The organism is Acetobacter indonesiensis, from assembly GCF_000963945.1.
GTDB classification, from domain to species: domain Bacteria; phylum Pseudomonadota; class Alphaproteobacteria; order Acetobacterales; family Acetobacteraceae; genus Acetobacter; species Acetobacter indonesiensis.
Genome location: NZ_BAMW01000011.1, coordinates 58,596 through 69,259, shown reverse-complemented (window position 1 = coordinate 69,259; position 10,664 = coordinate 58,596). Strand labels below are relative to the sequence as shown.

Sequence of the window (10,664 nt, the reverse complement as noted above, 5' to 3'; positions counted from 1 at the left end):
TGCCAGTGCCAGTGCCAGTGCCAGTGCCAGTGCCAGTGCCAGTGCCAACGTGTCGTGGTAGGGCGGGGATATGCTTTGCGTGACTGTACTGGGGGGCAGATTTTTGCCGGGGAGGCTTCGGCTTTGCAGGCATTGGCATGGTGTCCATATCCATGCCCTTCATGTCCATGCCCTTCATGTCCATGTCAGACATATCCATATCTGACATATCATGCGTGGCAGGGTGAGCCACTGGATGGGCCTGTTGTGCACGGGCCGTGAGAGGCAAGCAGACGCTACCCATTAAAACAGAAACCAGACACGATTGGAAAAAATAGCGGTGTGTCCTCATGATACCACCACCGTGCGGAACATGCCCAATTCCATATGGTATAACAAATGGCAGTGATAAGCCCATAATCCGGGCGTATCAGCCGTGACCAGATAGCTTAGGCGTGACCCCGGTTGCGAAATGATGGTGTGTTTATAGGGCGCGTAGGCACCGTGACCGTTTTCAAGCTCGCTCCATAACCCATGAAGATGAATAGGGTGTTCCATCATTGTATCATTGATCAGAATAAACCGGACCCGTTCCCCCAATCGTAACGGGATAGGGTCAGCTTCAGAAAACTTCTTTCCGTCAAAACCCCAGATATAACGCTCCATATTGCCCGTCAGGTGCAGCACGATTTCGCGTGAGGGCGGGCGCGGGTCTGTTCCCGGCCGGGTAGCGCGCAGGTCTGCATAGGTTAGCACCCGGCGGCCATTGTTCTCTAACCCATCGCCCGGGTCAGCCAGCCTGTTAACGGGCATGGCGGCGACATTCTGGTTTTCTACATTCCGCGGCGGCGGGTTTGGGGACGCATGAGGGAGCATCAAAGAGGATGCGTCAGTCATGTCCGTCTGGTTGGGTGCGGTGCTGCTCCCCATTTCCATAGTCATCATGCTGCCATCTGGCATCTGATGCATAGGGAGGGGCTTGGTGTCAGAGGCAGGGCTCTCCATTGTCATCCCATCGTGGGGATGGTGCATGGAGCCCATATCCATGCCCATATCCCGCATGGTGCGAACTGGCCGAGGGTCCATGGGGGGAAGATCGGCCGTCATACCTAAGCGCGGGGCCAGAGTGCCGCGGGCGTAGCCCGTGCGGTCTTCACTTTGGGCAAAAATAGTATAGGCGCGGTCTTCCTGCGGTTCGACAAGGCAATCGTAGGTTTCGGCCACCCCAATGCGGAATTCGTCAACAGGAACGGGCTCAACGTCATTTCCATCAGCCTGAATGACGGTCAGTTTCAGGCCCGGAATACGGATGTCGTAAAATGTCATGGTTGAGGCATTGATAAAGCGCAGACGCACCTTTTCACCGGGGCGGAACAGGCCGGTCCAGTTTGTATGGGGTGGGCAGCCGTTCATCAGGTAGGTGTAAACAGTGCCGCTGACGTCTGAAATATCTGTGGCTGACATGTTCATGCCTGCCCATTGCAACCGGTCTTTCAGTGTCGGGATAACACCCTGTTTTTTTGCGTCCTTGAAAAAAGATACTGCTGTGCGCTGCCTGAAATTGAACGCATCGCTTTGAAATTTCAATGTGCTGGCAATGGCGTGCGGGGCCATATCCGTCCAGTCTGACAGCAGAATAACGTAGTCGCGGTCATAACCGTGGGGTTCAGGCTGTATGGGGTCAATAATCAGCGCACCGTAAAGGCCTTTGGCTTCCTGCATGCCGGAATGGCTGTGATACCAGTATGTGCCACTCTGTTTTACCGGAAAACGGTAGGTGAAACTGCTGCCCGGTGCGATCCCGCTAAAGCTCAAACCCGGAACGCCGTCCATATCGGCAGGGCAGCGGATGCCGTGCCAGTGGATGGAAGTCGGTTCTGACAGCGTATTATGCACATTCAGGGTGACAGTATCGCCCTCGCGCCAGCGGAGCACCGGGCCGGGCACGCTGCCATTCAGGCTGGGGGCCTGAAACGGTTTGCCTGTGATGTTAACTGTGGTGTGCCCGACCGTCAGATCAAAATCAGACCCGTTTTCAGGCGGGACATAGCCGGGTGTCAGAGACGCGCCTTGGGCCTGCTGTTGGGGTAGTGTGGCCAGCAGGGTTGCCCATGCGCCTGTGCCAGTAACAAAGCGCCGACGCGACAGATGCCCTTTTTTGGGGCTGCGAGAGGAAAACATGGGTGATCCAGTCTGTAAATATCCTGACAGGCTGTTGGTGCAACAGCCTGATTTTCAACGTGTTGTTCAGGAAAATGACAGTCTGGGTGGGCGTAACAGGGGAACGGTGCCGTTATTGACGGCCACTGCGGGCCTGAACACCGCATGCGTGGCCGAAACCGGCACACTGGCAGGCAGCAGAAGCGGCGCAGGGTGAATAAACGCAACAGCGGATGTCATGCTTAAGCAGTCAGTGGCGCAGCAGTCCTTGTGATGGGGGGCAGGGTGTCCATGCTGATGCGCGGCCACAGGCTGTGCCATGCCGTGATGAGGGTGCGCCCCACAGGGATGTTGCCTTGCAGGCGCTTTTGCCTCCGTCTTGTCAGTAACGGACACGTTCTCCGCATGTGACATGGTGTGGAGGCAAGAGATATCAGTCCGTGCGCCAGCCGATAGGGCGGACGCGGGGTAAGCCAAGGCAAACAGAAGCACCCCTGCTGCGAACAGAAGAAAAGGCAGACCGTATCCGGCAAGGAAGGCGCGGTATGGCGTCATGGATGCAGGGTGTCCGGTTTCCGATTCAAACAAGTGAGTGCATTTTCGTGCTTGAAACATATACCCCCGGGGGGCATATGTTTCAAGGCTTCTTTGTGATGATGCAGGGAACGGTGATGAGTCGCCGTCAGGGCCGCATCATGAAACAGGATAAGACAGAACAGGATGTGTCTGATGGGTCAGTCAGTTCAGTTTGCAGTAGGGGGAATGACCTGCGCTGGGTGCGCCGCCCGGATTGAAAAAGTGCTGGGCCGTCTGGACGGTGTGCAGGCAACTGTCAATTTTGCCACCCAGCGTGTGCAGGCCACGGTGCAGAATGGTGGAGCCTCTGTTGCAGATGTTGTTGAGGCCGTGCGGAAAACAGGCTTCACGGTTGAAACGCAGACTGCTGATCTGACGCTGACTGGCATGACGTGCGCTGGCTGTGCCGCCCGCATTGAAAAAGTGCTGAACAGTTTACCTGCGGTTGAAGCAGGCGTGAACTTTGCAACTGAACGTGCGCATGTGGTGTATGTACCCGGGCTGACAGATGTGCAGACCATGATCGAGCATGTCGAAAAAGCCGGATATGGTGCGTCACTTTATAAACAGGCTGAACAACAGGATGTAAAAGCCCAACGTCACGCTGAATGGCGGCGGGAGCTTTACGGCTTTGTAGTCGCTGCCGTGCTTAGCCTTCCTTTTGTGTGGGAAATGGGCGGCATGATGGTTGGCGCGCATGTCATGCTGCCACAGACTTTACAGCTTATGCTGGCCGCGATTGTGCAGTTCTGGTGTGGGCGGCATCTGTACCAACGCGCATGGCATGCGGTGCGCAGCGGTGCCGCGACCATGGATGTTCTGGTGGTGTTGGGCACCAGTATTGCTTTTGGTTTTAGCGCCATTGTCGTGCTGTTTGGTCTGCATCAGCCAGTATATTTTGAAGCCAGCGCCATTGTTATCACACTGATTCTTCTGGGCAGACTGCTGGAAGCCGGCGCCCGCGCCCAAACAGCGGCAGGGATGGAAAGCCTGTTAAAGCTTCAGCCCAAAATTGCGCACGTGGACCAGAACGGCGTGGTGGTTGACTTGCCGGTGGAGCAGATGAAAGTTGGCACCCTATTTGTTGTGCGCCCCGGTGAAAGTGTGCCGGTTGATGGCGTGGTGCTTGATGGCGCATCAGATGTAAACGAAGCCATGCTGACCGGCGAAAGCCTGCCAGAACTGAAGCAGAAAGGCAGCACGGTTTTTGCCGGAACGCTTAACCAGACAGGGGCTTTGCGGGTTCAGGCTACCAAAGTGGGGGCTGATACGGCTCTGGCGGCCATTGTGCGTATGGTTGAGCAGGCACAGGGCAGCAAGGCCAGTGTGCAGCGTCTTGCAGATAAAGTTGCGGCTGTGTTTGTGCCCGCAGTGCTTGTGCTGGCGGTTGTAACCTTCCTGTTGGGGTGGGCGCTAACGGGTTCTGCGTCATGGAGTTTGGTCAGCGCCGTATCCGTGCTGGTTATTGCGTGCCCGTGTTCACTTGGGCTGGCCACCCCGACTGCTATTATGGTGGGCACGGGGCAGGGCGCACAGGCTGGTATTCTGTTCCGTAATGCCGATGCTCTGGAGCAGGCCCGCAAGCTGACAACAATGGTGATGGATAAAACAGGCACCCTGACGGAGGGACATCCTGTTGTCACAGATGTGCAGGCAGAACCCGGTGTTGCCACGGCAGATCTGTTGGCCCTGGCTGCTGCGTTGGAGCAGAATTCTGAACATCCGTTGGCCAAAGCCGTGCGTGATTATGCTGTTGCTTCCGGGGTGCAGCCAGTCGCAATGACACAGTTCAAAGCCATACCGGGGCAGGGCGTCATGGCGCAGGTTGGCGAGGACGTTGTGCGTCTCGGCTCCCCGCGCTTTTTGGAGCAATCTGGTTTGCAAATTGCCCAAACGCTGGTCGCTGACTGGCAGGGGCAGGGGAAAACCGTCATCGCTGTTGCCAAAAGTCAGCAGATTCTGGGCTATTTTGCTCTGGCTGACAAAGTGCGGGATGAAGCAAAACGCGCGATTACCCTGCTGCATCAGATGGGTGTCAGCGTCACTATGCTGACAGGCGATAATGAACGCGCCGCCCAGATGGTTGCACGGCAGGTCGGGATTACTGATGTGGTTGCGGGCGTGTTGCCCAACCAGAAGGCAGAAAAAATTGCCGCACTGAAAGCGGCCGGCGGCTGTGTTGGTATGGTCGGGGACGGGATTAACGATGCCCCGGCCCTTGCGTCTGCCAACGTCAGCTTTGCAATCGGTGCAGGGGCAGATATTGCGTTGGACACAGCGGATGTTGTGCTGGTGCGCAGCAGCCTGATGGGGTTGGTTAACGCGCTCTCGCTGTCGCGCGCAACGGTCTCAAAAATACGGCAGAACCTGTTTTTTGCGTTTATCTACAATATTCTTGGCCTGCCATTGGCGGCATTTGGTTTGCTCGACCCTATTGTAGCAGGGGCCGCCATGGCGATGAGTTCTGTTTCAGTTGTCAGCAATTCATTGCTTTTGCGCCGGTGGAAACCGCTGGACTAACCGCGTTCTCTAAAAATCCAGTCAAATTTTGGTGCTTGTGCAACTCGGGTGCTCACAAATCGCTGATTGCGTGCAAGAGTATGCGAGTGCGACTTAATAAACAGCACTGTGTGCGGCAAACGCCGCAGCAGGAAAGGATAACACAATGTTTGCTTCTCGTTTGAAACTGGTTGCGGCACTGGTCTGCGGGGTGGCTCTGGCCCCGGCGTTCGCACAGGCAGCCGACACGGCTGGCGGAGACCTGCTGGGCACCGATGGTGCGTCACATGGCAGCGTGCATGTTACGGCCGCCCCTGCGGGCGTTATTCTGCGTATTGAAGCCAAAGGACTGACTCCCGGCTGGCATGGTGTGCATTTTCATGAAAAAGGGAGCTGCGAGCCCCCGAAATTTACAAGCGCAGGCGGCCATGTCCATACAGCAAAGCCGGTTACCCATGGTCTGCTGAATGACAAAGCCAATGATGATGGCGATCTGCCCAACATTTATGTCGCAGCCGATGGCACCGCGACTGTTGAACTCTATTCCACGCTGGTGTCTTTGAATAACGGTGGCAAACTGCCCGGCCTGCTTGATGCTGACGGGTCATCGCTTGTTATCCATGCCAAGCCCGATGATTACAAAACACAGCCGATTGGTGGCGCGGGAGATCGCGTTGCCTGTGCTGTTCTGAAATAAGACAGAATCATCATCCAGTTTCACGTTCTGCTTGCTTTTAAGGTCAGCAGAACCTGATACCAGAAAGGGAAGCCAGCGGGGACGCAGGCTTCCCTTTTTTATTGGTAGCCCACACCATGCAAACAGGGTCAGGGAAGTGTGGGTTCGGTTTCGCCCAGAAAAATACTGGCTTCTTCTGGCAACCATTCCCCCGTGTTTTCATCGCGCCCTTGCAGCACAAGCCGTGGGCGTTCAGTTGACCGCAGGCGTACGGCCTCTTTCAGGAAAGGCTGCATGGTGTCTGATTGTTTACGGTTAATAAGGCAACACAGGGAGGTTTCGGGGAAGGAGGACAGCAGATGGGCTGAACTGTCTTCCCCGGCAAAAATCATCAAAGGGGGACGCTGACGTTTGGCAATAAGGTATTTGTGGATAATGGCCGTTTTGCCACTGCCATACGGAAATGGATATTTGGCGGATTCTGTCGAAAGCAGCACATGCTTATGCTCGTCCAGACGGGCACCAAAAACATGCTCCCGGCGAATATTGTAGCCATATTCAGATGATGTTGCGAAAAATGCAGTGCAATCTTCAAGCGAAGATGTGCAGATAATCGGGTCGATACCGTGTTCCTGCAAAATCTGGAACAGGTCAGACATTTCAGGTGTCAGACGCAGGGCCTGCACAATGGTGGCCTGAACGGTGCCGCCTTCTCCAGCGCGTCCTTCCGGGCAGCGGAGGGTTATCTGGCCGATGGATTGACCCAATCCCCACTCGTTTGCAGCGCGCGTCATGGCCAGAACATCGGTTATGGTCTGGCCTGACAGCAGGCGTATCAGCCACCGTTGTGCTTCTTCTCCCCCATGCGTGGCGCGCAGGGCCTGATAGAAAAAGACCATACGGGCCCGAAAAGCTTGTGCCACGGCATCCTGCACAATGGTTTCGCGGGGCAATGGGTGGGGGAGGTGCCCATAGCGGGCCGCCAGAGAGCTGTAGTCTTCTAAAATATCCTGCACCAACAGACTAAGTGAAATAGGCTTGCCTTTGATGGTGGTGAAGGGCTTTGGCAAAGGCCTGTCTGATGCGTGGGTATGAATCAGGTGCCGGAAGTCACTGGTTGGCAACAGAAAGCTGAAATGGTCGAGCATGTAATGAAACAGCGTGTCCTGCACATTGCCGACAATAGCTGTTTCATCCCAGTCAAATACCGCATAGGGACGACGGTTGACGTCGTAGTTTTCTGAATAATGCCCATGTTCGTTAATGACGGCCTGAATGGCTGCGCGTGTTTTGGGGGCCCACTTCAGTGTTTCCAGCGCGGGTGGCGGAACGTCTGACGGGTCAAAACTATGGGCGTTGGCCAGAGAGGGCAGGGCTAGGCTGCCAGCCAGACCGAAGCAGAACGAACGGCGCGGGAGAAAAAGCGGCATGCAAAGTCCGGGTGGCTTGTTGCAGAAAAAATCAGGGCATGGGCCGAAATAACTGTGAGGGCCAGAGTGCCTAATCTTTTCCGCTCTGTCACGCGGCTGCTTTATGAAATTTTGCCGATGAAAGCCCGCTGTGTTCAGGGCGCTTTTGGTCTGACAACCCGACAGATTTTTTTGTCCTGTCGGGTAGTCAGCAGAGGGTATTAGTGGTTCTGGCCAGCCAGAAGGCGGGTCAGAACACGCTCACGGCCAATCAGGGGCAGCAGATCACGCAGTTCTGGCCCATGTTCCTCACCCGTAAGGGCAAGGCGCAGGGGTAGGAACAGCGCTTTGCCGCTGAGGCCTGTTTTTTCTTTCAGGGCGGCTGTCCAGTTTTTCCAGGTTGTGGTGTCCCACGGTTCTGGTGGCAGAAGGTCGGCAGCATCTTTCAGGAAAGACGCCACATCTTCCTGCGGCGGGGGCACGATGTCCCCATACGTGACGGTGTGCCACAGCCTGGCTTCAGACAGCATGTCGATATTGCCACGGATGGCCAGCCAGAATGCTTCTGTTGAGCCTTCTGGCAAGCGGTCAGCAACGGCCCTAAAAGGAAGCTGTCCCAGATATTTGTGGTTCAGGCCCAGCAACTGCCGTGTGTCAAAACGCGCTGCGGATTTGGAGATATGGGACAGATCGTAAACATCTGCCTGTTCCGCAAACGGCAGCAACACCGGATCATCCGAACTGCCAAGACGTGCCAGATAGGCAACCAGTGCTTCTGATTCCACACCATCCTGACGCAGCGTGCGTAATGACATGGCGTCAAAGCGTTTTGACAGCTTGCCCCCATTTTCATCCAGCAGCAGGGGCAGATGCGCGAAGCGGAAATGGTCCGGGCGGGCCCCCAGTGCTTCTGCAATATCAATCTGCACGCCTGTGTTTGTCACATGGTCTTCACCACGGATAATGTGGGTGATGTCTGTTTCAAGATCATCCACCACAGAAGCCAGTGTGTACAGCACGGTACCATCGGTGCGGACCAGCACGGGGTCAGACACGGATGGCAGTTTGACCTGACAGTTGCCCATCACCAGATCGCGCCACTGCACAATGCTGTCAGACAGGCGGAAGCGCCAGTAGGGCACCTTGCCGTTGGCTTCAGCCTGTGCCCGCTGTTCCGGCGTCATTTTCAGCATAGCGCGATCATACACTGGCGCACGGCGCTGGCGGATCTGCGTTTCGCGTTTGGCGGCCAGTTCCTGCTCGCTTTCAAAGCAGGGGTACAGGCGGCCGGTTGCTTTCAGCCGTTCAATGGCTTTGGCGTAGCGATCAAGCCGTTCTGTCTGGCGAAAGGTTTCATCCCACGTAATGCCAAGCCATGTCAGGTCGGTGCGAATAGCCTCGACATGGCTTTCTTTTGACCGTCCGATGTCCGTGTCATCAATACGGAGTTGGAACTTGCCGCCATGACGGCGGGCAAACAGGGCGTTTGCAATGGCAAGGCGGGCATTGCCAACATGCAGCATGCCGGTGGGGCTGGGCGCAAAACGAAGCTTCATGAAGTCTCTATGCCGTGTGTGGAGCAGAAATACCAGACTGAGCCGTGGGGGCATGGGGCGGAAATGCCCTGCCAGCCCTTTAACTCGTGCCTATTTTCAAACAGTGCTCTTAGCCTAGTCTGGCCATAAAGAAAACGCGATGAAGGCATGGGCCCGCATCGCGTTTGCTCTAATCAGATCATCCCACGGTCAGTGCGTTGTCGGGACGTCATCTTCATCGTCAGGTGAGGATGTGTCTTCTGGCAGGTCATCCTCATCTTCCACCATGCGGCGGGGGTCGAGCATGCGCCAGTCGCGTTCCATTGGTGTGGCGCGGGTCGCGGCGAAATCATCAAGTTCGTTTGCTGATTTCCAGCCGTCCTCGCCCGCTTCCAGCACAATGGCGTCTTCACCAAAGCTGAACCATGCTGTCAGCACATCCTTGGCAGATGCTCCCGGCACGCGGCAGCGTTCCATGCTGTCACGCACATAGGTGCGGGCAAAGGCGTTGGCGTGCGCCAGATCATGAAATCCGCCAACTTCTTCAACAATATTGTCTTCTGCGCCACCGGAGAGGTCAAGAATACGCACACGCCATGTCTTGTCTTCCGTGGTGGGGTTTTCTGTCATTCAGCAGAGCCTTTCTGTGTTTTGCGCTGGGACGGGAGCAGGAACTCACGCCCTACTTTGACGCGTTCAACGCCGTTGTAGGAAATAATATCGGCCGTTGCGTAGGTTTCGTTCCATAAATCAGGAATGAAGGAGCCTGTGCCCACAACATCAATAGGGGCATGGGCGTCAGCCATGCAGGCGCATTTGGTTACGCCAAAACCGGATGACGCAATAATTTTGACATGCGGAAAACCACCTTCATCCAGCATATCGCGCATCCGCCACACGGCAGCGGCCGAGACACCTGTGCCGATCAGATACCGCAGTTCGGAATCAGAACGGTAGCGACGCAGGGCATCAGGTGCGTGACGGTCCAGTACTGCGTAGGATTCCTGCGTGGTCAGCCCTTCCAGAAACCGGCCGCCATGCGTATCAAGCCGCACGGCCAGACTGCCTTGGGCCGCCAGTTCTGGGAACCGGCGGCATACGGCCAGCGCATCGGTCACTTCCTTGCCAAAATAATCAACCAGCACCACCAGATCCGTATCGGGATACAGGTCATGGAACATCTCTGCCGCACGGACGGTGGACCCGGCATAGCCAATCAGCGCATGGGGCATTGTGCCGTAACCGTGGGTGCTACCAAAAAATGGAGCCACAGCATCATTTGCTGTGCCAATAAAACCAATGGCCCCATCGCGCTTTGCGGCGCGTCCCCCTACGGATGCCGCATAGGCCATCAGTTCCTGCATTTCATACCCGGCGCAGTGGCGAGCATCCATGGCCAGAAATTTGGTATGGGGCAGGGAAAGGGCAATCTGATACGCTCTGTGGGCCGCAACGCAGGGGCTCCCCAGCTTTTGCAGCAGCAGCGTTTCCAGATCAGCCAGATGTGTGAAGGAACCGGTAATGTAAACCAGTGGTTCACCGGCCCCCACCCATTCACCTTCAGGGTGAGCCACTTCAACAGTGTAGGGGCTGTTGCGTTCTGCCATAACGTTTTTCAGCCATTCCAGCATCAGGCCGGGGGCGGAAATAACGGGACGGCGGATGAAGAACGCGTAAGTTACCTCGCAGTCGCCAAAGCGGGAGACAATCTGCTTGGTGCGGTTAAAATAGGAATCCGTTCGGGCCGTGATAACAGCGTCAGAAAGTGGAGCGGACGAACTGGCCGTGGACAGGCCGGGCGTTTCTACGCCGTTAAAAGGCTGCACCATC

8 protein-coding genes and 1 pseudogene are annotated in these 10,664 nt (G+C 56.1%); 2 read left to right on the top strand and 7 right to left on the bottom strand.

Annotated elements, in window-relative coordinates; all coding sequences use genetic code 11:
- The 3 genes and pseudogenes from Abin_RS04635 to Abin_RS04625 form a co-directional block, all read right to left on the bottom strand.
- A pseudogene (locus Abin_RS04635) lies at positions 1-331 on the bottom strand (hypothetical protein); the annotation flags it as partial.
- On the bottom strand, positions 328-2,160 hold the full coding sequence (locus Abin_RS04630; RefSeq protein ID WP_048845185.1) for a copper resistance system multicopper oxidase: 1,833 nt from the start codon (positions 2,158-2,160) through the stop codon (positions 328-330). The pseudogene Abin_RS04635 and the gene Abin_RS04630, both read right to left, overlap by 4 nt.
- A 66-nt stretch (positions 2,161-2,226) precedes the next feature.
- Positions 2,227-2,694, bottom strand: a complete 468-nt coding sequence (locus Abin_RS04625; RefSeq protein WP_146867648.1) for a hypothetical protein — start codon at positions 2,692-2,694, stop codon at positions 2,227-2,229.
- Between the two features lie 174 nt (positions 2,695-2,868).
- Here Abin_RS04625 and Abin_RS04620 point away from each other — a divergent pair, with 174 nt between their 5' ends.
- Together Abin_RS04620 and sodC are read left to right on the top strand one after the other, a co-directional pair.
- Complete coding sequence (locus tag Abin_RS04620; protein ID WP_048845182.1) at positions 2,869-5,235, top strand: heavy metal translocating P-type ATPase; 2,367 nt, start codon at positions 2,869-2,871, stop codon at positions 5,233-5,235.
- Positions 5,236-5,380: 145 nt separating this feature from the next.
- Entirely contained in the window at positions 5,381-5,911 is a 531-nt protein-coding gene (gene sodC, locus Abin_RS04615; RefSeq protein WP_048845181.1) for a superoxide dismutase[Cu-Zn], read from the top strand.
- A 128-nt stretch (positions 5,912-6,039) separates the two neighbouring features.
- Here sodC and Abin_RS04610 read toward each other — a convergent pair whose 3' ends face one another.
- From Abin_RS04610 to Abin_RS04595, 4 genes are all read right to left on the bottom strand, one after another.
- On the bottom strand, positions 6,040-7,320 hold the full coding sequence (locus Abin_RS04610) for a hypothetical protein (protein WP_048845180.1): 1,281 nt from the start codon (positions 7,318-7,320) through the stop codon (positions 6,040-6,042).
- A 200-nt stretch (positions 7,321-7,520) separates the two neighbouring features.
- Positions 7,521-8,855, bottom strand: coding sequence for a glutamate--tRNA ligase (gltX, locus tag Abin_RS04605; RefSeq protein ID WP_048845200.1), 1,335 nt, complete (start codon positions 8,853-8,855; stop codon positions 7,521-7,523).
- Positions 8,856-9,044: 189 nt separating this feature from the next.
- A complete protein-coding gene (locus tag Abin_RS04600) occupies positions 9,045-9,464 on the bottom strand; it encodes a hypothetical protein (protein ID WP_048845179.1) in 420 nt (139 codons plus the stop codon).
- Positions 9,461-10,663, bottom strand: a complete 1,203-nt coding sequence (locus Abin_RS04595) for a nicotinate phosphoribosyltransferase (protein ID WP_174766851.1) — start codon at positions 10,661-10,663, stop codon at positions 9,461-9,463. The genes Abin_RS04600 and Abin_RS04595 overlap by 4 nt, the downstream gene beginning before the upstream one ends.
- Between the last annotated feature and the right edge of the window lies 1 nt (position 10,664).